26 protein-coding genes, 1 tRNA gene and 1 pseudogene are annotated in these 24,561 nt (G+C 70.8%); 16 read left to right on the top strand and 12 right to left on the bottom strand.

The window, feature by feature from the left end; translation table 11 throughout:
• The 4 genes from AXA68_RS04765 to AXA68_RS04750 all read right to left on the bottom strand — a co-directional run bounded on the left by AXA68_RS04765 (window position 1) and on the right by AXA68_RS04750 (window position 3,990).
• Window positions 1-1,017 carry a 50S ribosomal protein L3 gene (locus tag AXA68_RS04765; RefSeq protein ID WP_066413499.1) on the bottom strand — a complete coding sequence of 339 codons (1,017 nt, stop codon included), beginning with the start codon at window positions 1,015-1,017 and terminating at the stop codon, window positions 1-3.
• Window positions 1,018-1,021: 4 nt separating this feature from the next.
• Entirely contained in the window at window positions 1,022-1,888 is an 867-nt protein-coding gene (locus tag AXA68_RS04760; RefSeq protein ID WP_066413496.1) for a putative RNA uridine N3 methyltransferase, read from the bottom strand.
• A 117-nt stretch (window positions 1,889-2,005) separates the two neighbouring features.
• On the bottom strand, window positions 2,006-3,151 hold the full coding sequence (locus tag AXA68_RS04755) for a molybdopterin-dependent oxidoreductase (RefSeq protein ID WP_066413493.1): 1,146 nt from the start codon (window positions 3,149-3,151) through the stop codon (window positions 2,006-2,008).
• Window positions 3,152-3,231: 80 nt separating this feature from the next.
• Window positions 3,232-3,990, bottom strand: a complete 759-nt coding sequence (locus tag AXA68_RS04750) for an HFX_2341 family transcriptional regulator domain-containing protein (protein ID WP_066413491.1) — start codon at window positions 3,988-3,990, stop codon at window positions 3,232-3,234.
• A gap of 246 nt (window positions 3,991-4,236) precedes the next feature.
• On the opposite strand from AXA68_RS04750, the gene AXA68_RS04745 reads away from it, so the two are divergent.
• Entirely contained in the window at window positions 4,237-4,578 is a 342-nt protein-coding gene (locus AXA68_RS04745) for an ArsR/SmtB family transcription factor (protein ID WP_066413489.1), read from the top strand.
• 43 nt (window positions 4,579-4,621) lie between these two features.
• Window positions 4,622-4,692, top strand: a tRNA-Gly gene (locus AXA68_RS04740).
• A 573-nt stretch (window positions 4,693-5,265) separates the two neighbouring features.
• Here AXA68_RS04740 and AXA68_RS04735 read toward each other — a convergent pair.
• The 4 genes and pseudogenes from AXA68_RS04735 to AXA68_RS04720 all read right to left on the bottom strand — a co-directional run bounded on the left by AXA68_RS04735 (window position 5,266) and on the right by AXA68_RS04720 (window position 8,769).
• A complete protein-coding gene (locus AXA68_RS04735) occupies window positions 5,266-5,565 on the bottom strand; it encodes a hypothetical protein (protein WP_066413484.1) in 300 nt (99 codons plus the stop codon).
• A 77-nt stretch (window positions 5,566-5,642) separates the two neighbouring features.
• Window positions 5,643-6,170, bottom strand: a complete 528-nt coding sequence (locus AXA68_RS04730; protein ID WP_066413481.1) for a redoxin domain-containing protein — start codon at window positions 6,168-6,170, stop codon at window positions 5,643-5,645.
• 78 nt (window positions 6,171-6,248) lie between these two features.
• The gene (locus AXA68_RS04725) at window positions 6,249-6,875 is read right to left on the bottom strand and encodes a hypothetical protein (RefSeq protein WP_066413478.1); all 627 of its coding nucleotides are present in this window, start codon (window positions 6,873-6,875) and stop codon (window positions 6,249-6,251) included.
• Between the two features lie 41 nt (window positions 6,876-6,916).
• Window positions 6,917-8,769 (bottom strand): annotated as a pseudogene (locus tag AXA68_RS04720) (acyl-CoA carboxylase subunit beta).
• Between the two features lie 118 nt (window positions 8,770-8,887).
• Between AXA68_RS04720 and pyrH the strand changes: the two are divergent.
• From pyrH to AXA68_RS04700, 4 genes are all read left to right on the top strand, one after another.
• Window positions 8,888-9,607: a UMP kinase gene (gene pyrH / locus AXA68_RS04715; protein ID WP_066413475.1), complete on the top strand. Its 720-nt coding sequence runs from the start codon at window positions 8,888-8,890 to the stop codon at window positions 9,605-9,607.
• Window positions 9,604-11,382, top strand: coding sequence for a lysine--tRNA ligase (gene lysS / locus AXA68_RS04710; protein ID WP_066418368.1), 1,779 nt, complete (start codon window positions 9,604-9,606; stop codon window positions 11,380-11,382). The genes pyrH and lysS overlap by 4 nt, the downstream gene beginning before the upstream one ends.
• Window positions 11,383-11,658 carry a DUF7573 domain-containing protein gene (locus AXA68_RS04705; RefSeq protein ID WP_066413472.1) on the top strand — a complete coding sequence of 92 codons (276 nt, stop codon included), beginning with the start codon at window positions 11,383-11,385 and terminating at the stop codon, window positions 11,656-11,658.
• Between the two features lie 158 nt (window positions 11,659-11,816).
• Window positions 11,817-12,728, top strand: a complete 912-nt coding sequence (locus AXA68_RS04700) for a sensor histidine kinase (protein ID WP_066413469.1) — start codon at window positions 11,817-11,819, stop codon at window positions 12,726-12,728.
• A gap of 12 nt (window positions 12,729-12,740) precedes the next feature.
• Here the strand turns inward: AXA68_RS04700 and AXA68_RS17435 are convergent, their stop codons facing one another.
• Complete coding sequence (locus AXA68_RS17435) at window positions 12,741-12,875, bottom strand: hypothetical protein (RefSeq protein WP_255417605.1); 135 nt, start codon at window positions 12,873-12,875, stop codon at window positions 12,741-12,743.
• 156 nt (window positions 12,876-13,031) lie between these two features.
• Window positions 13,032-14,294: an isocitrate dehydrogenase (NADP(+)) gene (gene icd, locus AXA68_RS04695; RefSeq protein WP_066413464.1), complete on the bottom strand. Its 1,263-nt coding sequence runs from the start codon at window positions 14,292-14,294 to the stop codon at window positions 13,032-13,034.
• Window positions 14,295-14,480: 186 nt separating this feature from the next.
• Between icd and AXA68_RS04690 the strand changes: the two genes are divergently transcribed.
• Complete coding sequence (locus AXA68_RS04690; protein ID WP_066413461.1) at window positions 14,481-15,446, top strand: isoaspartyl peptidase/L-asparaginase; 966 nt, start codon at window positions 14,481-14,483, stop codon at window positions 15,444-15,446.
• Window positions 15,447-15,467: 21 nt separating this feature from the next.
• Here the strand turns inward: AXA68_RS04690 and AXA68_RS04685 are convergent, their stop codons facing one another.
• Window positions 15,468-16,118 carry a potassium channel family protein gene (locus tag AXA68_RS04685; RefSeq protein WP_066413459.1) on the bottom strand — a complete coding sequence of 217 codons (651 nt, stop codon included), beginning with the start codon at window positions 16,116-16,118 and terminating at the stop codon, window positions 15,468-15,470.
• 3 nt (window positions 16,119-16,121) lie between these two features.
• Window positions 16,122-17,627, bottom strand: a complete 1,506-nt coding sequence (locus AXA68_RS04680) for an APC family permease (protein WP_066413456.1) — start codon at window positions 17,625-17,627, stop codon at window positions 16,122-16,124.
• Window positions 17,628-17,725: 98 nt separating this feature from the next.
• Between AXA68_RS04680 and cofD the strand changes: the two genes are divergently transcribed.
• The 9 genes from cofD to AXA68_RS04635 all read left to right on the top strand — a co-directional run bounded on the left by cofD (window position 17,726) and on the right by AXA68_RS04635 (window position 24,486).
• On the top strand, window positions 17,726-18,730 hold the full coding sequence (cofD, locus tag AXA68_RS04675; RefSeq protein WP_066413454.1) for a 2-phospho-L-lactate transferase: 1,005 nt from the start codon (window positions 17,726-17,728) through the stop codon (window positions 18,728-18,730).
• Complete coding sequence (locus AXA68_RS04670) at window positions 18,727-19,605, top strand: tRNA-dihydrouridine synthase (RefSeq protein WP_066413447.1); 879 nt, start codon at window positions 18,727-18,729, stop codon at window positions 19,603-19,605. The genes cofD and AXA68_RS04670 overlap by 4 nt, the downstream gene beginning before the upstream one ends.
• Window positions 19,602-20,603 carry a triphosphoribosyl-dephospho-CoA synthase gene (locus AXA68_RS04665; protein ID WP_066413445.1) on the top strand — a complete coding sequence of 334 codons (1,002 nt, stop codon included), beginning with the start codon at window positions 19,602-19,604 and terminating at the stop codon, window positions 20,601-20,603. The genes AXA68_RS04670 and AXA68_RS04665 overlap by 4 nt, the downstream gene beginning before the upstream one ends.
• A complete protein-coding gene (locus AXA68_RS04660) occupies window positions 20,600-21,289 on the top strand; it encodes a DUF447 domain-containing protein (protein ID WP_066413443.1) in 690 nt (229 codons plus the stop codon). The genes AXA68_RS04665 and AXA68_RS04660 overlap by 4 nt, the downstream gene beginning before the upstream one ends.
• A 95-nt stretch (window positions 21,290-21,384) precedes the next feature.
• Window positions 21,385-21,579 carry a 30S ribosomal protein S17e gene (locus tag AXA68_RS04655; protein ID WP_066413442.1) on the top strand — a complete coding sequence of 65 codons (195 nt, stop codon included), beginning with the start codon at window positions 21,385-21,387 and terminating at the stop codon, window positions 21,577-21,579.
• A gap of 80 nt (window positions 21,580-21,659) precedes the next feature.
• Window positions 21,660-22,895 (top strand): tripartite tricarboxylate transporter permease, encoded by a 1,236-nt coding sequence (locus tag AXA68_RS04650; protein WP_066413435.1) that lies wholly within the window; start codon window positions 21,660-21,662, stop codon window positions 22,893-22,895.
• A gap of 107 nt (window positions 22,896-23,002) precedes the next feature.
• On the top strand, window positions 23,003-23,182 hold the full coding sequence (locus AXA68_RS04645; protein WP_066413427.1) for an HVO_2753 family zinc finger protein: 180 nt from the start codon (window positions 23,003-23,005) through the stop codon (window positions 23,180-23,182).
• A 1-nt stretch (window position 23,183) separates the two neighbouring features.
• Window positions 23,184-23,450: an elongation factor 1-beta gene (locus AXA68_RS04640; RefSeq protein WP_066413425.1), complete on the top strand. Its 267-nt coding sequence runs from the start codon at window positions 23,184-23,186 to the stop codon at window positions 23,448-23,450.
• Between the two features lie 175 nt (window positions 23,451-23,625).
• Entirely contained in the window at window positions 23,626-24,486 is an 861-nt protein-coding gene (locus tag AXA68_RS04635; protein ID WP_066413423.1) for an HpcH/HpaI aldolase family protein, read from the top strand.
• The last annotated feature ends 75 nt before the right edge of the window (window positions 24,487-24,561 follow it).

Below are 24,561 nucleotides of genomic sequence, written 5' to 3'. Positions count from 1 at the left end.
TTATCCCTGGTTGGATGCGGTGGATACGTACCGGACCTCGGGGTCGAGGCGCGGCTGGTCGTTCGGCCGGATGGCCGGGCGGAAGCGCAGCAGGCGCTTGTCCGGCCCCGGCAGCGAGCCCTTGATGAGCGCGTACTCGCCGTCGACCTCGCCGTAGTTGACGAAGCCGCCGTCGACGGAGGCGTCGTCGCCCTCGCCGAAGTCGATGAGGCGCTTGTTGAGCTCGGTGCGCTGGTGGTAGCCGGTCTGGCCCTGCTGGGGGACGGTGGAGCGCACGCGGGAGGGGTTCCACGGACCGAGGTTGCCGATCCGACGCCGCCATCCCTGGCGGGCGTGTTTGCCCTTCCGCTTCTGTACGCCCCAGCGCTTGACGGGACCCTGCGTCCCCTTCCCCTTCGTGACGCCGGAGACGTCGGTGTACTGTCCGGCGCGGAAGACGTCGCCGAACTCGTGGGCACCGCCCGCCTCGACGAGCTCGAGCGCGAAGTCGGCGCGCTCCTCGAGGGAGCCGCCGCCGACGCGCGTCTCCATCACGTCGGGTTTCTTCTTCGGCACGTTCGCGAGCTCCGAGGGGGTCGTGTGGGTGATGACGCGGAGGTCATCGACCACGTCCTCCTCGAGCAGCGCCTCGAGCTCCGTTCGGTCCTCCTCGAAGGTGTCTTCGGCCGGCAGGTCGAGCGCGCGGTCGAGCTCCTCGTGGAACTCGGTCGCCCAGACCTCGGCAACCGGCTTCTGTCCGTACGGCGTCTCCTCGTAGGCTCGCACGGCGACGGCGTGCATCGGCGGCGTCTCCACCACCGTGACGGGGACGGACTCCTCCATCCCCTCACGCGGCGAGTCCGCCTCGTCGTTGACCATCATGACGTGGGTCATCCCGGCCTTGTAGCCGGCGAAGCCCTGCAGTGCGGGCGCACCGTCGTCGTCTGGCCACGAGCGGATGCGCGGTACCTCGCTGTCCGCGCGGGTGCGTGGGCCGTAGCCCAGCGAGCCTTTTCGTGGTCGGCTTGGTTGTGGCATGTGTTTACTCCGTGAGTGTGAGCGAGCCGAGGGTCGCGAACAGAGCCTCCTCCGTTCGGACTACCCCGCTGCCCTGTGCCGGGATCGTGTTCAGCCAGAGGTCGAACCCCGGATCGGGTTCGACTCGGCGGCCGTCGGCGACGGCCGCCCGGACGTCGTCGGGCGAGAGCCCGAGCATCTCCGGAAGCCCCCGTTCCGGCGCGCCGAAGGCGACGGTGTAGCCGCCGGCCTCCCGCGCGTCGACGACGAGGTCGCCGAGCCGCGAGACGGAGAGCTCCTCCCCGTGTCGCGACGTGGCGACGGCGACGTCGTCGCCGGCGAGCGCTTCCGACAGGTCCGCGCCCACGACCTGGAAGCCGACCTCCGGCTTCCCGGTGATGCGGGCGCGGACCGGTTCTCTCGAAGAGACCCTGATGGTGACGCGCTCCCCCCGCTCGACCTCCATTCCGGAGGGGACGAGCAGGGAGATCGGGTGTTCCCCCAGCGGGGAATTGACCCGGACGCGGCCTTCAGGTCCGACCTCGGTCACGAGTCCCTGTGTTGTCGACTCGTCCCCGTTCGGGGCCGAGCCGGTCCGCCACGGCACGCGAAGCGGCGGCAGCACGCCGACGTACCGGAGCTCGTCGCGTTCGCCCCAGAGGTCCTTTCGGAGCTCCGGGGGCGTCGCAGCGTACCCCAGCACGGCGCGGACGTACTCCCCGCCCCGGTCCCGTTCGCCCTCCCCGTCGGGGAAGACGACGAGCCGGTCCGCCCGGAACACCGCCGCCGCACGGGCGACGTAGCCGAGTTTGCGAGTCGCCTCGCGGTCGTCCTCGGCTTCCCGGACGACCGAGGACGGGACACAGATCGTGAGTCCGTCCTCGGTGCGCATCGTAGCGAGACTGTACCCCGTGATTCCGGACGACGGACTAAAAGGATAGCGGTCCGGTTTCCGGACTGTGGAGCGTTCACACGGGTCTATCCGGGTGTTTCGGGATCGGCCGCCGGTCTAGTCGAACCCGCTCACCAGCGTGACGACCCACTGCGCGGGGTCGCGTTCCGCGCGCACCTCGACGCGGGTCACCCACTTCACCCACTGGAACCCCCGGCGGCCGGGCGCGACGAGACGTGCGGGCGCGCCGTGGCCGTGCGAGAGCGGGTCGCCGCCGACGCGGGTCGCGAGCAGCGCGTCCTCGGCCTCCGAGAGCGGGAGGGTCCACCGGTACCCCGTGACGGAGACGAACCGGACGTATCTCTCGTCGGGTTTCGCCTCGCCGCTCTCCGTCCCGTCGCCTCCCTGCGCCCGGCCGCTCCCGTCCGCCCCGCCGGCCGCCTCGATCAGGTCGCCGACCCGCACGCCGCCCCACTCCTGAACCGTGTACCAGCCGCTCGTACAGTCGAGCAGGGCCGAGGTCTCGTCGCCGCCGACGCGCTCGAGGTCGTCAGCGGCGAACTCCCGCGGCTCCGCGACGAGCCCGGTCACCGAGAGCCGGTAGCTCGACCGGTCGATCGGGTCCGGGTCGTCGGCGACCCAGGAGGTGACCGGGAACGCGCCGTTCCCGTCCCCCTCGCGCGGCTGTGACCCGGTGAACCGCCGGTCCGCGCCGGGCGTCGAGAGCAGCCGGTTCGCGCCCTGCTGGAGCCGGTAGACGATCGCGCCCGCGATCAACAGGACTCCGTACCGGATCGCGGTCCGCCGCCCCTCGAAGTCGACCCGTCTCGGCGGCCGGAACCGGGTCGAGGCGTGGGCGACGACGAGGGGGACGAGCGCCAGCCCGAAGCCGACGTGGACGGACAGCAGCGTCCAGTAGGAGAGCCGGACGTCGAGGCCGAACACCCAGACGACCCCCGTCGAGACCGTCCCGACCGCGGCGACGAGGGTGAGGACCGAGAGGGCGGTGGACCGCCGCCACAGCGTCCGGTCGGTCAGGCGGTGACGAACCCGGGCGAGCTTCCAGCCGAGGAGGACGACGATCGCGAGTCCGAGCGCGCGGTGGAGCCAGAAGACCGGCCAGCCGGCGGGCGTCCCGACGGTAAAGGAGACCAGTCCGGTGACCGTCTCCGCGAGCACGACGGCGAGGAGGGACCAGTCGACGATCCGCGGCGGCGGCTCGAGGCGGTCGAGGGCCCTCGAGAGCGTACCACGAACCCCCATGGGATCCCCTCGGTACGAGAGCGACATAGGGCTGACGGGGGCGCGGACCGCGGGACTCCGGGTCCCGGTCCCCGTCGCGCTCACTCCTCGAGCAGGTATCGGAACGCCTGGAGGTGGTTCTCGCCGCTCTCCGTGACCGAGACGTACTGGTACTTGGAGTGTTCCTCGATCTCGATGAACCCGCGGCTTTCGAGGGGATCGACGATCCGCGCGTTGAGCCGCCGGTAGTAGCCCCGGTCGGGGTTCTGGACGCCCTCCGCGTCGTACCGCTCCACGAACGGGAGCCCCTCGCGGCGGCCGTACTCGATGAGCTCCCGCTTCGTGACGGACCCCTCGCGGTCGACGTGGTCGAGGACCGCGACGTGTTCGCGTTTCGGCTCCTCGATGTGGTACTTCGGGAGCGTCTCCGGCGGCCTCGCGCCCGAGGCGACCGGCCGTTCCTCGCCGCCCGCGTACGTCTCCGCGCGCACGTAGTACGGGACTGCTCCGGTCGCCATACACGCGATCATCCCGCCGATCGCGGTCACCTTCGAGCCGGACGCGAGGTTGACGTAGACGCTGTGTTCGCGGAAGCGATTGGCCACCTCCGCGATCGTCCCCAGCGAGCTGTACAGATCGAAGATGTCGCACTCGATCGTCTCCGTCCGGATCCCGGCGTCCCGGATCCGCTCTCTGACCTCCTCGTGGTAGGACGGCCGGTCGACCCCCTCGTCGTCGGGGTTCGGCTCCAAAAAGAGCGCCTCGTCGGCGTCGGCGTCGACGACCGGCTCCACGATGCGGTCCTTCTCGTACCCGAGCGGGACGACGTGAACCCGCCTCGGCGCGTCCAGTTCAGCCATGTTCGGAGATACGGGGCGCGGACATTGATTGTTGTGGCGATACAGTCGATAGTGACGTTTGTGACGACACAATACCTATCCGACCGCACCCCATCGCTTCAGAGAGCCGATGCTCGTTTCAACGAGAGTGAACGATCGGACGATCGAGTACTCCCCCGCCGACCGAAGCCCCTCCTCCGCCGCCGACGCGTCCGTCGTCGACGGACACGTCCCGTCTCGCCGGTCGACCGTCACGGATCCCCGACGATGACGCTCGAACAGCTCTCCCCGACGCCGACGGAGTCCGACTCCGACCGGGACCGCCGAACCGCCTCGCTCGAGGAGTCCGACGGGCTCCTCGAGGTCCTCGCGTCGGCGACCGCCCGCGAGGTGATCGCCGTCGTCCGCGAGTCGCCGTCGACGCCCTCCGAGATCGCCGACGAGCTCGACGTCTCGCTTCAGGCGGTCACCTACCACCTGCGCCGGCTCCAGCGCGTCGACCTCATCACGCCCGTCGGAGTGCGGTACTCGACGAAGGGACGCGAGATGAACCTCTACGACCTGTCGGCCGAGTCGGTGACGATCGATCTCACGGAGCCGGGAATGTGATAGGTTTAAGTGTCTCACCGGCGGAGCATCGATCGCGAAGCACGCACCGGTAGTGTAGTGGTATCACGCAACCTTGCCATGGTTGCAACCCGAGTTCAAATCTCGGCCGGTGCACTCCCTTCGGTCGTGCACCGGCCTGACTCCCGCTCGCGTTGCTCGCGGGAGTCTCGGCCGGTGCTTTCCGTGAACCAAGTGATCGAAATCACCGAGAGGTTCGACGCTATCGACCGCTTTCGATCGGCGGTACGGATACGAAACTCGCGGCTCTGTTGAGATCCTCCGTAGAGGACATGTCGTACTCCGACTGTGGTCAGTACAGGCGAAGGAGTGAACGATCGCCCGAGCGGCGGCGCGCCTCCGAGTGCCCCGACGGGGCACGAGGAGCCCGCGAGGCTGGGGAGGCGTGAGGTGCGGGGCGGTTGCGGTTGGGTGGGACTCAAAGGGGCAGCCGGCTCCGGGAAGACGGCCGACGCAAGCACCGCAGCGAACGAAGTGAGCGAGGAGCGCAGCGAGGCCCTCGACCGGAGCCGGCTGGGGCTTTGGAAGTGTTCACCGCCCCAGCAACGATCCTGTTCTACTCACCTCAATCTCTATCGAAACACCCACTCGATTAACACTCTAGAGCGACCGGCTGTTTCAGTCCAAATCGTGTCTGATGGAGTTCAGCGGAGCCGAACCCGCCCACCGTCAGCCGACGACGACCCCCGGATCGAGGACGATGGCGACGATCAGACACGACAGCACGGAGATCGCCGCCAGTCGAAGCGTGCCGGCCGCGAGACGCCGGTCGTGCGGAAGGGACTCGGCGATCCCGGCCAGCGTGGCCCCGAGAGCCATGACGAGCAGCCAGTCGCTCGAGTCGATGTTGCCGACGATCCTGGAGTAACCATACAGCCCCAGGAACGCGACCGCACCCGCGAACTGGACGAGCGCGTCGGACCGACCGGACGGCTCGCTGAACACGAGGTCGGAGAGGACGGAGGGCATGGTCCCCGTGTCTCCCTCGAGACACAAATAACGATAGTTCGACTCCGCTCCGAGGTCGGTGAGACGACGCGGCGGTCTCACCACGGCCCGTCGTAGTTCACGCGCGGGCGGTCGACGTCGACGCCCAACTCCCGCAGCGTCGCGGTCGCGTTCTCGACCGGCGCGGGCGCGGGGCGGTCGAGCGCGTCGGTCGCCGCCTCGGCGAACCGGACCCGCCAGTCGCCGTCGATCACGACGGTCGCGCGGCGCGGGACGTCGGCGTGCCCCTCCCACGAGTCGGCCAGCAGGTCGTAGGAGTCGGCGATCCCGCCGTGGAAGTCCGAGACGACCGGGAACGGGAGATCGAAGCGGTCGACGTACGCGAACCCGGCGTACAGCGAGTCGCCGGTCAGCGCGACCACGGCCAGGTCCTCTCGGTCGTGCCATCCGGCGTCCCGGACCGCCGCGAACGCCGCCGTGGTCGTCGGGACGAACGTCGCCGGCGCGAACGCGAGGACGACCGCGCGGTATGACTCCACGAGCCGGTAGAGCGCGAGCTCGGTCGCCCGCCCGTCGGCGACCGCCGGCGCGGCGAAGTCGGGGGCTTTGACGCCGGTCTCGATCATCGTTCGCTCACGGTCGCGTGCGTCGCATATAAAATCACCATCCGCGGGGTTCCGGGGATCGGACCGATCCGGAGCCGATCAGGGACCGAACGTCAACGACACGTCGGCGTTGCCCTGGAGGCCGAACATCGAGACGCCGGCCCCGCCGGTGACGCTCCACTCCTGGAGACTGGTGTGTGAGGAGACCAGGTTCCACAGTTTCGACGATATCGACGAGACGACGTTTTTGAGCCACCCGAACAGGTTCTTGAGCCTAGTCCCCACACTAGCGGCGACGGACGAGCGCAACATCGTGAGCCGCTGGGAACACAACTGCGTCGCGTAGGCAGCCTCTCGGATGGATACGGCCTCGTCGCCGCCGTTCGACCCATTCACCTCCTCAAATCCCTGTTCGAGGAGATCGAGTGATCGGACGAACTGATCTTCGCGTTCTTCGATCCGATCCCGACTGAGGCCGTGGTATTCTTCCAGTTCCATATTCGTCCGGTGTTCCAACTCCTCTCTCGAATGACCGTCTTCCTCGTCGTCTCCCGAGACCGGGTACCGTTCGACGAGTTCACTCCCCTCCAACGACTCATCGTTTGTGATAACTTTCCTCAGTTTCTCGATGTCTTCCGTCGACGCCTCGACGAACGCCTTTCGGTACTCCTCCCGGAGGTCGTCGCTCCACTCACCGCCGTCATCACCGATCTCTGCTCCGTTCATGTAGATCCATAAGGGATCGAGATCTCAAAAGAGTTAGCGAGTCACAAGATCGTCCCGTGTTTCTTCTCGGGGAGGTCCTTCTTCACGTCCTCGTAGAAGTCGAAGCGGGCGGCGAGCTGGGCGCGGAGGTCCGAGGGCGGGACGATCTCGTCGATGACGACCTCGCTCGCCATTCGATGTACGTCTATCTCTTCGCGGTACTCCTCGCGGAGCCGCTCCTCCTCGGCCGCGCGCTCCTCCGGATCGTCGATCTCGGCGAGCTTTCGGGCGTAGACCGCGTTGATCGCGGCCTCCGGCCCCATGATCGCGATCTCGCCGGAGGGGAGCCCGATGGTGCTCTCGGGGTCGTAGGCGGGCCCGCCCATGGCGTAGATCCCCGCGCCGTACGCCTTCCGGACCACGACGGTCTGTTTCGGGACCGTCGCGGACGACGTGGCGTAGATCAGTTTCTTCCCCTTCTCCAAGATCCCGTCTCTCTCCACCTGACTCCCCGCCATGAAGCCGGGGGTGTCACAGAGGTATAAGAGGGGGATCTCGTAGGCGTCACACGTCCAGACGAACTCCGCGGCCTTCTCGGCGGCGTCGGGGAAGATCGCGCCCGAGCGCTCCGTCGGCTGGTTGGCGACGACGCCGACGGGCCGCCCGTCGATCCGGCAGAACGCGGTGAGTATCTCGGATCCGTACCCAGATTTCAGCTCGAAGACGGACTCCGCGTCCGCGATCCGGTCGAGGAGGTCGCGAACGTCGTACGGGCGGGTCGGCGACTCGGGGATCAGCTCGTCTATCCCCTCGGGCGAGAACTTCGGCGGCCTCGGCTCGGATCGTGGGGGTTTCTCGCCGGCCCGGTCCGGGAGGTAGCCGATCAGGTCGGCGACGAGTTCGCGGGCGTGTTCCTCGTCGCGGGCGACGAGATCCGCGGAGCCGGACTCCTCAGCGTGGATCCGCGGACCGCCCAGTTCCTGTAGATCGATCTCCTCGCCGGTGACCATCTCGACCATCCGCGGGGAGGCGATCGCCATCGCGGAGACGTCCTCGACCATCACGGTGAAGTCGGCGAAGACGGGCGTGTACGCCGCCCCGGCGATACAGGGGCCGTAGAGCACGCAGATCTGCGGGACCGCCCCCGACAGCATCGAGTGGTTGTAGTAGTACTTCCCGATCCCCTCGCGGTTGGCGAAGAAGCCGGACTGCCGGTCGATCCGCCCGCCCGAGGAGTCCATCAGGTAGAGGACCGGGTTGCCCGTCTTCAGCGCGCGTCGTTGCATGCGGAGGAACTTCTCGACGCCCTTCGCCGCCATCGACCCGGCCTTCACCGTGAAGTCGTTGGCCATGAAGTGGACGTCGCGCCCCTCGAACTCGGCACCGCCCGTCAGGAGGCCGTCGGCCGGGAGGCGGTCGCCGTCGTCGCCGTCGAACGCCTCCGCGTCATCGCTCTCGCCGTCCGCGTCGTCGCCGGCGCTCCCGCCGTCCCGTCCGTGCGCGTTCGGGTGCCAGTCGTCGAAGGCGGCGAACGTCCCGTCCTCGAAGCGCACCCCCGCCGGGCCGTCGTCGCCCGCGTCCGCGTCGCCCGCGCCGCGCGTTCCCCCCTCGCCGCCGAACCAGAGGTCGAGGCGGTCGCGGACGAACAGCTTCCCCTGCTCCTCCAGTCGCTCGCGGTACTTCGCGGGACCGCCCTCCCGGATGTCCGCGATCTCCGCCCGGAGGTCTCGCTCGCGGTCGGTGGGGCCCAGATCGTCCTCGAGGGGATAGGCCGTCTCCGGGGGTCGGCGCTCGCCGCGGGCTCCTCGCTCTCCCCGACGTGGACGTCGACGCCGACGCCGAGGTGCGCCGCGAGCGACCGGGCGATCGCCTCGGCCTCCTCGGCCGTCGCCGCCGACCCGACGTGGATCTTCATGCCGGGGGGACTCCCGGACGGTCCTAAACTGTTTTCCATGGGAAACGCGCCCGCCGGAGGCTCCGTCGCCGTCCCCGCTTGACAATCCTTAAGCCGGCGACACGGCTACCTCGCCGCAATGAGAGTCGTCGTTTCCATCGGCGGGAGCGTGCTCGCGCCGGAGCTCGATCCCGAACGTGTCGCCGCCTACGCCGACGCGGTCGAGCGGCTGACGGCGGAGGAGTGTTCGGTCGCGGCCGTCGTCGGCGGCGGCGGCGTCGCTCGCGAGTACATCACGACCGCCCGCGAGCTCGGCGGCAACGAGGTCGAGCTCGACGAGCTGGGGATCGGCACCACGCGGCTCAACGCTCGCCTGCTGATCGCGGCGCTCGGCGACGCGGCCGCGCCCGCGCCGGCGACGGGGTACGACGAGGCGGCCGCCGCGTTCCGCCGGGGGGAGGTGCCCGTGATGGGCGGGATAACGCCCGGCCAGACGACCGACGCGGTCGCGGTCGCGCTCGCGGAGTCCGTCGACGCCGACCTGCTCGTGTTCGCGACGAGCGCCGACGGCGTCTACGATGTCGATCCCAACAGCCACGACGACGCCACGCGGTTCGAGTCGCTGTCGCCGGCCGAACTCGTCGACGTGGTGCTCCCGATGAGCCGGAACGCCGGCTCCTCCGCCCCCGTCGACCTGCTCGCGGCGAAGCTGATCGACCGCGCCGGGGTCCGCTCCGTCGTCCTCGACGGCACCGACCCCGAGGCGGTCGTCGACGCCGTCCTCCGCGGCGAGCACACGGGAACGAACGTGATCCCCGAGGGAAGCACGGAACCGGCGGCGTGGGCGAGGGGGCGATGACCGGCGACTCGGCGGACGACGGCTCAGCGGACGACGACTCGACGAACGCCGACTCCCCGCACATCCTCTCGGAGCAGGCGGACTCCGGGAGCGGGCTCTCGGGGGACGGCGAGTTCCACGCCTTCTGGGCGGACGTCGTCGCCGACGAGATCGAGGCGCGCGACCCCGACGAGCCGATCGTGATCAAGGGCGGCGTCTCGCCCTCCGGCGTCGCGCACGTCGGCAACGTCAACGAGGTCATGCGCGGCTACTTCGTCGCCGAGGTGCTCCGCGAGCGCGGCCACGAGGTCCGCCAGCTGTTCACCTCCGACGACAAGGACCCGCTCCGGAAGCTTCCCCGGAAACTGGCGAACGCCGACGGCGAGATCGTCGGCCTCGGCGACGTGGACGCGGGCGCGCTCGGCCGCAACCTGGGGAAGCCGTACACGTCCATTCCGGACCCGTTCGGCGAGCGCGAGTCGTACGCGGCCCACTTCGCGGCGCTGCTCTCCGCCGACGCCGACCGCCTCGGCGTCCCCGTCGAGATGGTCTCGAACACGGAGCTGTACGCCGACGGCCGCTTCGACGACGCGGTCCGAACCGTGCTCGCGGACCTCGAGACGGTCCGCGGGACGCTCGGGACGTACCAGGACAAGGTCGACGACGAGTACGTCCCCTTCAACCCGGTCTGTGCGGAGTGCGGGAAGGTCACGGAGACGGTGACGGCGGTCGATCTCGAGGCGGAGACGGTCGAGTACGTCTGTACCGACCTCGAGGTCGGCGACGACATCATCGATGGCTGCGGCCACGAGGGCACCGCCACGTTCCGGGAGGGGAAGCTGCCGTGGCGGCTCGAGTGGCCCGCCCAGTGGGACGTGCTCGACGTCGACTTCGAGCCGTTCGGCAAGGATCACGCCGAGGGGTCGTGGCCCTCCGGCGTCGACCTCGCGCGGACCGTCTTCGGCATCGAGCCGCCCGTGCCGATGGTGTACGAGTGGTTCACGCTCGGCGGGGAGGCGCTCTCCTCGTCGGCGGGCAACGTGGTCACGGTGCCCGAGCTGCTCGAGATACTCGAGCCCGAGGTGGTCCGCTACTTCTTCGCGCTCCACCCGAAGAAGGCGCGCGATCTCGACCTCGAGCGGATCGACCTCCTCGTCGACCGCTTCGACCGCTTCGAGCGGGCGTACTTCGGCGAGGTCGACGACGAGGAGCTGACCCGGTTCGCCGAGCGCGCGTACCCGTTCGTGATGGGATGGGGCGGCGAGTCGCCCGACGGTCGGTCCGGCGACGGTCGGGCGATCTCCGACCGTCCCGCGGACGCCGACCCCGCCGACCGCGTCCGGTTCCCGTACACCTTCGCCGCGGTCCTCGGCATGGTCGAGGACGAGGACCTGCGCGAGCGGCTCGCGCGCGACGAGGGCCACGTCGACGGCGACACCCCGGAGTGGGCGGTCCGGGAGGCGCTCGCCCGCGTCGAGCGCGCGCGGACGTGGGCCGAGCGCACCGACAACGAGTACAACTACCGGCTCCAGACCGATCTCCCGGCCGTCGAGTTCGACGACGACGTGGCCGCGGCGCTCGACGACCTCGCCGACTTCGTCGCCGCGGGCCACGACGGGGAGGCGATCCAGGCCGAGATGTACGAGACCGCCCGCGACCACGGCGTCGAGGTCGCCGACTTCTTCGAGGCGGGCTACCGGCTCTTCTTCGACCAGCCGCAGGGCCCCCGTCTCGGCGAGTTCCTCGGCGAACTGGAACGCGAGTTCGTCGTCGCCAGGCTGCGGCGGGAGGCGTGAATGCCCGAGGACCGCTCGCTCGACGAGTTCGCGCCCGCCGGAAGCGGCGAGGACGATCCGGAAGTCGAGGATGGGTCCGGCGGGGACGACCCGGAAGTCGAGGATGGCCCCGGCGAGGACGGCTCGAACGGGCACGATCCCGCAGAGATCGAGCCGGCCGAGTCGACGTCGACGTGGTCGGCGGACGGGGCCGACTGCGACCGCTGCGGCGCGACGGTCGAACGGCGCTGGCGCGACGACGACGGCTTCGTCTGTGCCGACTGTGCGGAGTGGTAACCGGTCTCGATAGCGATCCGCGACTCGATACCGTGACGTGATGGGCGGGCGTTCGGTCCCTCGGTTTGCCGCCTCGTTCCGCCACGGTGAACACTTAATACACGTCGGATCGACCCGTTAGTTACGGACGATCTACGCTGGGGTTAAGTGATATATAAATGAAATCAGATCCGGATCCGCTCTTCGACCGGTCACCGCGCGCCGTCGCGGGTCTGTACCTCCTCTGTGGCGCGGCGTGTGTGGTCGCGATCGACGTCGCGATCGGGGCGATCTCCGGCTCCGCAGTCCCGTTCTCGCCCGCCCGGATCGCGGGCGGTCTGGCGCTCGTCGGGGCCTCCTCGCTGTTCGTCTACGCCGCGGTGCGTCACCACTCCCGTCGTGCCGCCGCCGCTCGCGAGGAGCTGGAGACCTCGAACCAGCAGCTTCAGGTGTTGAGCCGGGTGTTCAGACACAACGTCCGGAACGACCTCAACGTCGTCCAGGGGTACGCCGACCTGCTCGAGCGTCGCCTGGACGACGAGCGCAGCCGCGAGTGTCTGGCGACTATCCGCGAGACCACGGAGGACATGGTCGAGATAAGCGAGAAGCTCCGGGTCATCGAGGACGCCTCGCCCGGCCCCGTGGAGGACCGCGTCGACCTCACGACGGTCGTCCGCGAGGCGGTCGAGGGGCTGGACGACGAGCGGACGGACGCGGAGGTCTCGCTCGATCTCCCCGAGCACGCGTGGATACGCGCGGACGAGTCCGTGAGCTACCCGGTCCGGGAGGTGTTCGAGAACGCGATCGCCCACAACCACGACCCCGGTCGGCGGGTCCGCGCGCGCGTCGAGACGAGCGGGACGACGACCCGGCTGGAGGTCGACGACAACGGGCCGGGGATCCCCGAGGACGAGCGGGCGGTGTTGCGGGCCGAAGAGGAGACGCCGCTTTCACACGCCAGCAGCATCGGGCTGTGGCTCGTCAAGTGGATGTGCGAGCTACAGGGCGGAACCGTGCGGTTCGACGCCACCGACGACGGCACCACGGTCATGCTTCGGTTTCGGTCGGCGGAGAGATCCCCGGACGGATAACCCCGACCCGCGTCACTCGAGTTCGGTGATCGTGACCGCGTACACCGCCCCGCAGTTGCCGCACTCGACGTGAACCCCCCGGCTCGTCTGTCCTCGAGTGAACTCGGAGATCTCCTCGGAACACGAGCACTCGAACTGGACTTTCATTACTCCAGCTAGACGCTATCCGTATTTAAAACACGGTGATCGATTCTCCTCGGTGATACTCGGGTTCCGAGGGTCGCCGATCTCCGGGCGCTCGAAAAGCTCGCCTAGGCGAGCTTTTCGATGTCGTCGGCGACAGCCGACGGCCAGAGAAGCTGTCTATGACAGCTTTTCTATATTCTCGACGACCGCGTCGGCGAACTCGCTCGTCGCGAGCTTCTCGCCGCCCTCGATCTGGCGGTGGAGGTCGTAGGTGACCTTCCCGGAGGAGATGGTCTCCTCGACGGCGTCGCGCACGAGGTCGGCGGCGTCCGACCAGCCGAGGTAATCGAGCATCTCGCGGCCCGAGAGGATCATCGCGGTGGGGTTCACCTTGTCCTCGCCGGCGTACTTGGGCGCGGAGCCGTGGACGGGCTCGGCGAGCGCGCGGCCGTGGCCGTAGTTGACGCCGGGCGCGATCCCCAGCCCGCCGATCTGCGCGCCGGCGGCGTCGGACATGTAGTCGCCGTTGAGGTTCATCGTCGCGATGACGGAGTAGTCGCCCGTCCGGGTGAGAAGCTGCTGGAGCATGTTGTCCGCGATGCGGTCCTTGACGACGATCGCGTCCTCGGGCTGCTCGCCGTCGTACTCCTCCCACAGCTCGTCCTCGGTGATGAACTCGTCGCCGTACTCCTCCTCGACGACCTCGTAGCCCCAGTCGCGGAACTGCGCCTCGGTGAACTTCATGATGTTCCCCTTGTGGACGAGGGTGACGGAGTCGCGGTCGTTCGCGAGCGCGTAGTCGAGCGCCTCGCGGATGAGCCGCTTGGAGGCGAACTCGGAGATGGGCTTGACGCCGATCCCGATGGGACCGTCGTGGAGCACGCCCTCGACGCCCATGTCCTCCTCGAGGAAGTCGCGGACCTGCTCGACCTCGTCGGTGCCGGCCTCCCACTCGACGCCGGCGTAGACGTCCTCGGTGTTCTCCCGGAAGGTGACCATGTCCATCGCCTCGGGGTTCTTCACGGGCGACGGGACGCCCTCGAGGTGGTAGGTCGGGCGGACGTTCGCGTACAGGTCGAGCGTCTGCCGGAGCGCGACGTTCAGCGAGCGGAAGCCGGAGCCGACCGGCGTCGTCATCGGGCCCTTGATCGCGACGCGGAACTCGCGGATCGCGTTCACGGTGTCGTCGGGGAGGTTCTCGTCGTACTTCTGGCGGGCGCTCTCGCCGCCGTACACGCGCATCCACGCGATGGATCGACCGGTCGCCTCCGCGGCGGCGTCGAGCACCTGCTGGGCGGCCGGACCGACGTCGGTTCCGATGCCGTCCCCGTGGAGGATCGGGACGATCGGGTTCTCGGGAACGTCCAGCTCGCCGGTCTCCTCGTCTGCGAGGGTGATCGGCTCGCCGTCTTCGGGTACGTCGACCTTGTCGTAGCTCATAACGGTCGGAGCTTCTCACACCGCCGTAAAGTGCCTGCCGCTTTCGGCCAGTAGTGTGAGCCCGGAGCGAGGCCGCGAGCGCCCGGTCGCGTGTCCCGGTCTCCGGCGCGCGAGCGCGGCTCCGCGCGCGACCGCCGACCCCGCCGCTTTCCGGAGCCTTATGGGCTCGCCCGCGGAGGGTCGACCATGCGCGTGATACTCCACGGCGGCGCGGGCGGCGTCCCCGACGAACCGGAACCCAGACAGGCGGTCCTCGACGAGGCGGCCGAGGCGGGCGCGGCCGCGTCCACGCCCCTCGACGCGGTCGAGGCGGGGGTCAGGGTCCTCGAGTCGAGCCCCCGGTTCAACGCGGGCGTCGGCGGCGCGGTCCAGTCCGACGGCGTCGTCCGCACGGACGCGGGCCTCATGACCTCGGACCGCGCCGTCGGCGCGGTCTGCTCGATGCCGGGCGTCGAGCACGCGGTCTCGGCCGCCCGCGTCGTCATGGAGGAAACCCCGCACGTCCTCGTGTCGGGCGACCACGCGGTCGAGCTCGCCGCGGAGTTCGGCGTCGAGACCGGCGTCGACCTCCTCACCGACGAGACGCGCGAGCGGTACGAGGCCGAGTCCCCGCCGGACGGCTCCCCGAGCGAGCACCTCGACTGGCTGGAGAGCCGGTTCGCCTCGGGCGCGGACCAGGTGGGCGGGTCGGGGGACGGGGCGGCCGGTGCGGGGACGAGCACGGACGGCGGAGGGGCGGGAGCGGACGGCGACGGGAAGTCGAAACGCGGCGCGCCCGACCACGACACCGTCGGCGCGGTCGCGTCCGACGGCGAGACGTTCGCGGCGGCGACCTCGACCGGCGGACGCTCGTTCGCGCTCGCGGGCCGCGTCGGCGACGTCCCGCAGGTCGGGTCGGGCTTCTTCTGTACCGAGGCGGGCGGCGCGAGCGCGACCGGGGCGGGCGAGGACATCACGCGCGTCACGCTGACGCGCCGGGCGGTCGACTTACTGGAGGAGGGCGTCGGCGCCGAGGCCGCCGCGGAGCGGGCGATCGCGGAGTTCGACGACGTGACCGGCGCGGAGGCGGGCGTGATCGTCCTCGGCGACGAGGAGGTCGGCAGCGCGTTCAACTCCGCCGGGATGCAGACGAGCGTCGCCTCGAGCGAGTGAGCGACGGCGGCCGGACTCGAGCTAGCCGCGGAAGAGGTTCAACACCTCGTCGACCACCGAGGGCTCGACGGCGACGAGGTACGACTCGCCGGGGTGAAGCACCGTCTCCGGACCGGCGAGGGTGTCGCCGGCGGCGTCGGAGACGACGAGGCTCCCGTGCGGCAGCGACACCTCCTCGAGCGAGCGCCCGGCGACGGGCGCTCCCTCCGCGACGTGGACCTCGAGGATGTCGAGCGTCCCGGTGACGTCCTCGAGCGCGCTCACGTCGGGCTCGATGGCGTTGACCGCGGCGCGCGCGCCGGCGCGCTCGGGGAAGATGACCTCGTCGACGAAGCGGTCGAACTCCTCTCCCGGCTCGCGCTCGGTCCGAACGACGGTCTGCGTGTCCGGAGCCAGCTCCCGGACGAGCAGGCAGACCGCGAGGTTCGTCCCCGTCAGGCTCGTCAGCGCGGCGACCACGTCGGCCCGCTCCAAGTCCGCCTGTTCGAGGACGCCCGGCCGCGTGGCGTCGCCCTCGATGACCGTGGCGACGTAGTCGTCGCTGAGCGCCTCCGCCCTGTCGGGGTCCTGCTCGATGACGGTCACGTCGTGGCCCCTGTCGTCGAGGATGTGGGCGACGCGGTTCCCCACGCGACCGCCGCCGGCGATGACGATCCGGAAGTTCCCGTCCATGCGTCAGTCGACGCCACCCTCCGCATTAGAAGTGTCCGTCGGAGCGTCCGCGCCGGAAGGCTCCGCGTCGGAAGCGCCTCGCCGTTCCGGGGTCGATCCCTCGCCGCGAGCGCGCAGGGCGTAGTACGCAAGGGCGCCCGCGAGGATCCAGCCGACGCTCAACGCCAGTGCCAGCGGGTCGGTTCGGACCAGATAGACCACGAGGACGCCGGTGAGGAGGAGGTTCAACGCGATCCCCAACACGGCCGGTATCGGGTAGTACGGCATCTCGTACGGCCGCCGCATGTCCGGTCGCTCCCGCCGGAGCTTGATCACGGCGGCGTTGACGACGACGAACGAGAGGAGGAAAAAGAGGCTGGAGACGTTGCCCGCGCTCTCCGTCGGCAGGACGACCGACCCGAGCATCACGACCGCGCTGAGGAGGATGGCGAGGAACGGGGTGCCGTACCGGTGGTGGATGCGGCCGATCCGCGGGAGGAGCTGTCCCTCGCGCCCCATCGAGAAGGCGACCCGCGAGGAGGCGATGACGACGGCGTTCAGGGCCGTCAGCGTCGAGAACACCGCCCCGAACACGATGAGCGCGCCGCCGTTTCGGATGATCGGGAGCCCCGTCGGCATGAACGAGGTGGCCGCCTCGGCGATGCCCGCCTCGCCGGCGGCCGCGAGCCCCTCGGCCCCGAGCGTGCCGATGGCGACGACGACGACCAGCGCGTAGACGACCACCGTGGCGCCCAGGCTGTAGAAGATCGCTCTGGGAATGTTCTCGCGGGGGTTCTCGACCTCCTCGGTGACGGTCGTGATGAGGTCGTACCCCTCGAAGGCGATGAAGGTCAGCCCCATCGCCGGCAGGATCGAGAACGCCGAGGTCCCCTCGGGAAAGAGCGGGTCGAACTGCTGGAAGGTGAAGCTCGTCTCGCCGCCTCCGCCCGCCGAGAGGAACCCGAAGGCGACGAAGACGACGAGGATGGCGACCTTGACGGCGGTAAACAGCGTCTCCGCGCTGCCGCTTGCGGCCGTCGAGACGGCGTTGACCGTCACGAGCAGCCCCACGGCGGCGAGCGCGAGCCCGACGGAGGCCGGGATCGACACCGGAACCACCGGGACCGCGACGGCCCCGACCTCGCCGGGCGCGGCGGTGAGCCCGTAGACGTGTAACAGCTCCAGGAAGTTCGGGGCGAACCCGAGCGCGTACAGCCCGCCCGCGATCATGTAGGCGAACCAGAGCATCCATCCCATCAGAAACGAGGGGAGGTCGTCGAACGTCTCGCGGACGAAGGCGTACCCGCCGCCGGACTTCGGGATCGAGGCGGCCAGCTCGGCGTACGACAGTCCGGTGAAGGCGGTCACGACCCCGTTGAACATGAACACGAGGATCGCCGCCGGACCGGCGATGTCCGCCGCCAACCCCGTCAACACGAAGATGCCGGCACCGATCATCGCCCCCATCCCGATCATCGTCGCGTCCAACAGGCCGAGCTCGGCCGCTGGCGCGCGGTCGCCGGCACTCATCGTCGTTGACGAGCGTCCCCACCCGATTAGTTGTTTGGTCGGCGACGACCTCGACCGCGGAGCCGAGGATACAAATCCGCCCCCCGCCTTGCGGGCGTATGGTCACGTTCCTCGCGGGCGGCACGGGAACGCCGAAGCTGCTCGAGGGCGCGAGCGCCCGCTGGGACCTCGACGACGTGACGGTCGTCGCCAACACGGGCGACGACGTCGAGCTCGCCGGCCACCTCGTCTGCCCGGACGTCGACACCGTGCTGTTCGCCGGCGGCGACGTCCTCGACCGCGAGCGCTGGTGGGGGATCGCCGGCGACACCACGGAGACCCACGACGAGCTGGCCCGGCTCGCGGAGGCGGCGGGGCTCGCGTCCGGGCCGCGCTACCTCGACGACGCCGCCCAGACCGCGGGCAGGCGGATCGCCCGCTGGCGGCGCTTCTCGGGCGTCGCGGAGTTCATGGAGATCGGCGACCGCGACCGCGCGGTCCACCTCACGCGGACCGGCCTCCTCGACGAGGGCCACACGCTCACCGAGGCCGTTCGAACCCTGTCGGACGCCTTCGGCCTCGCGGTCGACCTGCTCCCCATGTCCGACGATCCCGTCGCGACGCTGGTCCACACGACGGCCGACGAGACGCTCCACTTCCAGGAGTACTGGGTCGCCCGGCGCGGCGAGCCGGCCGTCGCCGACGTGGAGTTCCGCGGCGCGGAGGCGGCCGAGCCGACCGACGCGGTCCGCGCCGCCCTCGCCGACCCCGTCGTGATCGGGCCGTCGAACCCCGTGACGAGCATCGGCCCGATGCTCGCGGTGCCCGGGATCGAGGCGGCGCTCGAGGCGACGCCCGTCGTCGCGGTCTCGCCGTTCGTCGGCAACCGGGTGTTCTCCGGGCCCGCGGCGGAGCTGATGGCGGGCGTCGGGCTCGAGCCCTCGACCGCGGGGGTCGTCGATGCCTACCCGTTCGCGGACGCGTTCGTCCTCGACGACGCCGACCCGACCGAGCCCGACCGCCACGTCGAGCGAACCGACACCCGGATCGACGACGCGGACGACGCCGAGCGGGTCGCGCTCGCGTGCGACCGGGCGCTGGAGGCGCTGGAGGCGGCGTCGTGACCGCCCCGTCGCCGACGCCGTCGTCTCCGCCGGCGGCCCCCGCGGCCGCCGACCCGTTCCTCGTCGCCGCGAGCCTCAGCGGCGAGTCGGACGCGGCGTGGGCGCGGGCGGCCGCCGAGCACGTCGACTGCGCGGTCCTGGGCGGGATCGCGCTCGACCCGGCGAGCCGCGAAGCCGCCCGCGACCTCGTCGCCCGCGGGCGTTCCGAGTTCCTCCCCGAGGACCCGATCGCGTGGATCGACCGGCAGTTGGGATCGCTCGCCGACGCGCCGGTCCGACCCGGGGTCAACGTCCGGAGCGCGACCCTCGAGCCCGTCCGCGAGGCGGCCGCGGTCTGTGCCGATCACGGAGCGGTGTGTGAGATCAACGCCCACTGCCGGCAGCCGGAGCTCCGCGCGGCCGGCTGCGGGGAGACGCTGCTCGCGGACCGCGACCGCCTCGCCGACTACGTCGCGGCCGCGGCCGGAACCGGCGCGACCACGAGCGTGAAGGTCCGCACGGAGGTCGAGGGCGTCGACCTCGTCGCGGTCGCGCGCGCGGTCGCCGAGGCGGGCGGGGACTGGATCCACGTCGACGCGATGGACTCGGAGGCGGTCGTCGCCGAGGTCGCGGCGGCGGCGCGCTCGGCGGTCGCCGGCGCGTCCGTGCCCGTCGACACCGACTCTCCCGCCCCCCCGACGGTCGTCGCCAACAACGGCGTCAGGGGTCGCGAGACGGTTCGCGAGTACGCGGCGTACGGGGCCGACGCGGTGAGCGTCGGCCGGCCGAGCGACGACCCGCGGGTCCTCTCGCGGGTCGCGGACGCGGTCGCCGCGTGGCGCGACGGGGACCTGATCGAGCGGTCCGACGAGCCGGGGCGGGAGGTGTCGCGGTGACGGGAGGATCTCCCGCGGACGACGCCGCCCTCGCGCTGCTGCTCGAGGTCGCGGGGACGCCGAAGCCCGGGAACGTCGACCGCCACCGCGACCTCGCGGACCTCCGGTTCGAGTCGTTCCTCGCCGGTGCGGTCGGGGCCCGCGAGGGACTCGAGCGCGCGGCCCGCGGCGCGGCGGTCGGCCACGCGTTCGAGCGCGCGGTCGCCGGGATGGCCGACCGGGCGGGGACGAACACGCAGTTCGGCTGTCTGTTGCTTCTCGTCCCGCTCCTCCGTGCGACCCGGACCGGCGACCTCTCGCCGGACGGCCTCGACCGCGTGACCCGTGCCACGACCGTCGACGACGCGGTCGCGTTCTACCGGGCGTTCGATCGCGTCGACGTCGCGGTCGGGGATCCCCCTGAGGACGCGACCGCGCTCGACGTGCGCCGGGGGGCCGACACCGAGCCGGTCCTCCGGGAGCGTGGGCTCACCCTCCGTGACGTGATGGCGACGTCGGCGAGCGCCGGTGACGGTCTCGACCGGGTCCCCGACCGCAACGCACAGGAGTGGGTCGAGGGGTTCCCGCGGACGTTCCGCGCCGCCGAGTGGATCCTCGCCGACGAGGGGCCGTTGACGGACCGGGCCGCCAGGGCCTTCCTCGGCCTGCTCGGGACCGAGCCGGACACGCTGGTCGCGACGGCGCACGGGCCGGCGGCCGCGCGCGAGGCGAGCGCGGAGGCGCGCGCGGTCGTCTCGGGCGCGGATCCGACGACGGACGCGGACCCGACGACTCCCCCCGACGGCACCCCGTCCGACGGCACCCCGCCCGACGCCGACGCGGTCCATGGGATCGACCTCGACGCGGCCGAGTCGCTCGCGGCGTCGTTCCTCGAGCGGGGGATCAATCCCGGGACGACGGCGGATCTCACCTGCGCGGCGCTGTACGTCGCGCTTCGTCGCGGGGCGGAGACGAGCGAAGCGGGAGCGTCGAGAAACGGGAGCGAGGCGGAGCCGTGAGCCCCGACGGTTGGCCGGTCGATCTCCGGGGAGTCACGGAGTCCGTCGTCGCCACTCTCGGTCCGAACGACCTGTGGAACGTCGCCGCGCTCGGGCTCCACGCGCCCGACGAACCCGGTGAATCCGTCACCGCCCGGACGTACGGCCGGACCCGGACCCGGCGGAACTTCACCGAGCGCGGCGGCGGCGTGGTCCAGTTCACCGCCGACCCGCGCGAGTTCGTCGACGCGGCGCTCACCGTCCGCGAGGAGGCCGATCCCGTCCTCCCGGACGCAGACGCCTGGGTCGAGGTCGACGCGAGGGAGATCGACGCCGAGACCCGAGGGGACGTCACCGTGCGGACCTGGGCACTCGACCCCGTCGAGAGCGCGGTCCTCTCCGAGCGAGTGCCCACGATCAACCGGGGGTTCGGCGCGGTCGTCGACGCGACCGTGGCGGCCTCGCGGCTCGACGTCCCCGCGTACGACACGGCGGAGCTGCTCGACCGCCTGCGATACTTCGCCGACGTCGTCGATCGGTGCGGCGGACCGGCGGAGCGCGAGGCGTTCGCGCGGATCGACGGGGCGACCGGCTGGCGGGCGATCGCGGCGGAACGCGGACTCGACGCGGACGGGGTCGCGGACGACGACGACTCGGTCGGTTCGGACGACTCGGATGATTCAAACGACTCGGACGACTCGCCGTGAGTCGTCGCCGGGGGGCTACGGGGGGCGTCGTTCCCCCGTACAGCCGCTCGTGCGGGAACGAACCCTTTTAGTTCGGTCCGCCGGTATCGCTCGGTATGGCCATCAAGCCCAAGTACATCAAACAGCTCGCGAACGTCCTCTTGGAGCAGTATCCGGAGTCGTTCAACACCGACTTCGAGACGAACAAGGAGAGCGTCTCCGCGCTGACGACCGTCGAGTCCAAGGGCGTCCGCAACCGTATCGCCGGCTACATCACTCAGAAGAAGTCGCAGGCGGCCGCTTCGGCCTGATTCTCGGATCTCGTCGTCCGTTCCGATAGCCCGACGCGTCGGCGCACGTTTATCCCCGAAGCCGCGGCCACCTCGCCGGGATGGACGCGCTCGTCCGGCCGGTTCTGGACCCGACCTTCGCCGGAGCCGCGCTCGCCTTCCTGTTCTGCGGGGCGGCCCTCGGCACCGTGAGCGGGCTCGTCCCCGGACTCCACGCGAACAACTTCGCGCTGCTGCTCGCGGGGCTCGCGCCCTCGATCCCCGCCGACCCGCTGCTCGTCGGCGTCGCCATGCTCGGCGCGGGAGTCGTCCACTCCTTTCTCGACATCGTCCCCGCGCTCGCGCTCGGCGTGCCCGACGCCGCGACCGCGGTCGCCGCGCTGCCCGGCCACCGGCTCGTCATCGCGGGTCGCGGTCGGGAGGCCCTCCGTCTCTCCGCGGTCGGGTCCGGGCTCGCGGTCGCGCTGGCGGTGCCCTTCGCGGTCCCGATCACCTGGATCATGGCGCGGGGCTACCCGACCGTCCGGGCGCATCTTCCCCTCCTGCTCGGGGCGGTCGTCGCCTTCCTCGTCGTCACCGAGTCCTCGAAGCGGGCCGCGGTCGGCGGGTTGGTCGCCTTCCTCGCGAGCGCCGCGCTCGGCGTCGCCACCCTTGACGTCGACCCGTCGGCACCGCTGGACGCGGGCGGGGTGCTCGCGCCGCTCTTCGCCGGCCTGTTCGGCGCGCCCGTGCTCGTCGACGCGCTCGGCGGCGACGGCGTCCCCCCGCAGTCGGACGCCCGGATCACGATGGGGAGACGCGACCTCGGCGTCAGCGCGACCGCGGGCTCGCTCGCCGGCGCGGTCGTCGGTTACGTACCGGGGATCTCGGCGGCCATCGCGAGCGTCGCGGCGCTACCCGCGGTCCCGGAGAGCGAGGCGGACCGCGGGTTCATCGTCGCCACGAGCGGGGCCAACACGGCCAACACCGTGTTCGCGCTGTTCGCGCTCGCCGCCCTCGGTACGCCGCGGACCGGGGTCACGGTCGCCGTCGACCGCGCCGAGGTGCCGCTCGCGCTGCCGATCCTCCTCGTCGCCTGCGCCACCGCGGCGGCATGCGGGTTCACGCTCCTCCTCCTCGTCGGCGACGCGTACCTCCGGGTGGTCGGGAACGCCGACTACACTCGGCTCTCGATCGGCGTCCTCTGTCTGCTCGGCTGCGTCTCCTACGCGTTCGCGGGCTCGTTCGGCGTCGGCGTCTTCCTCGTCGCCGCGGTCCTCGGTCTCGTTCCGCCGCGGCTCGGCGCGCGGCGCGTCCATCTGATGGGCGTCCTGATCGGGCCGCTGATGTTGGGGTGAACGCAGGGTGCCGGTCCGACGGAGTGAACGTCGGCCGCGGGGCGCGGTCTCCGTCGCCGCGAGCCCAAAGAACAACGGTTAAACGTCACGCGCCGGTGAGAACTGGTATGAGCGATACCGAAAGCCGGGGCACGAAGCAGTGTGTCTCCTGTGGCATCCAGGTGTCCGGGATGAACGCCGCGCGGTTCTCCTGCCCGGACTGTGGCGCGACGATCCACCGGTGTGCGAAGTGCCGGAAGCAGAGCAACCTCTACGAGTGCCACGACTGCGGCTTCCGGGGGCCCTGAGATGGGAGACGTCGCCGCCAAGATCAAGGTCATGCCGAACAGCCCCGAGGTCGACCTCGACGAGCTTCAAGACGACCTCGAGGCCGCGCTCCCGCAGGGCGCGCGCATCCGCGGCTTCGAGCGCGACGACGTCGCGTTCGGCCTCGTCGCGCTCCTCCCGACCGTGATCGTCCCCGACGACGCGGGCGGCACCGAGGCCGTCGAGGAGGCGTTCGCGGCGGTCGAGGACGTCGAGTCCGTCGCCGTCGAGAACGTCGGCCGGCTGTAGGTCGGTCGACCCGCGCTTTTCACGGTTCGCGGCTTCCCGTCTCAGTTTCTCGGTTTCTCACGCGTTCGCGTTCACGTCACGAGCGCGTGCCGTGTTCGACCGAGGAGGCGTCCTCGAACCCCCCGGAGATGGCCGTCGCACCGGCGTTTTTGTGTCCCGTCCGCGAACGTGGCGTATGGACCTGAAACGCAAGCTCGTGGAGGGGGACCGTCCGGTCGGCGGCTGGTGTGCGGTGCCCTCGCCGGGCGTCGCGGAGGCGCTGGCGACGGCCGACTTCGACTTCGTGACCGTCGACACCGAACACTCCGCGGCCACGGCCGAATCCGTCGAGAACATGCTGCGGGCGATCGAGGCGGCCCCCGGCGACGCGGAGGCGCTGGTGCGCGTCGCCGACGTCGAGCCGGCCCGGATCAAGCGCGTGCTCGACGCCGGGCCGTCGGCGATCATGGCCCCGCAGATCGACTCGCCGGCGGCGGCGCGAGAACTCGTCGAACTGTGTCGATACCCGCCGCAGGCCGCGAGCGAGAACGGGAGCGGAGACGACCCGGCAGGTCCGGGCGACCCGGCGGACTCGACCGACCCGGGAGAGCGCGTCGACGCCGACGGCTACCGCGGTCGACGCGGCGTGGCCGGCAGCCGGGCCTCGGACTTCGGGCGACGGCTCGACGGCTATCTCCGATCCGGGGCCGACGACATCGCGGTGATCGCCCAGATCGAGACCCCGCGGGCGGTCGAGGCGGCCGGCGAGATCGCGGCGGTCCCCGGGATCGACGCGCTGTTCGTCGGGCCCGCCGACCTCTCGGCGTCGCTGGGACGGTTCGGCGAGTACGACCATCCCGCGTTCGTGGACGTGGTCGAGGAGACGATCGCGGCCGCGAACGACGAAGGGGTGCCGGTCGGGACGCTGGCGACGAGCGATGAGCTGATCGACCGCTGGGTGGAGGCGGGCTACGACTACCTGATCGCCGGAACGGACATCGGGTTCCTCTCCGTGGGGGCCGACCGGGCGATCGAGCGGTACGAAGGGCAGTTGTAGGGTTCCTCCAGGACTCTCGGCTCGATCCGTCTCGGCCGTCGGAAGCGATTCATCCCGTCGGCTCCCGTGCGGATC

It is taken from the genome of Halorubrum aethiopicum, assembly GCF_001542905.1.
Taxonomy (GTDB): Archaea; Halobacteriota; Halobacteria; order Halobacteriales; family Haloferacaceae; genus Halorubrum; species Halorubrum aethiopicum.
This window is presented reverse-complemented; position numbering and strand designations above follow the sequence as displayed.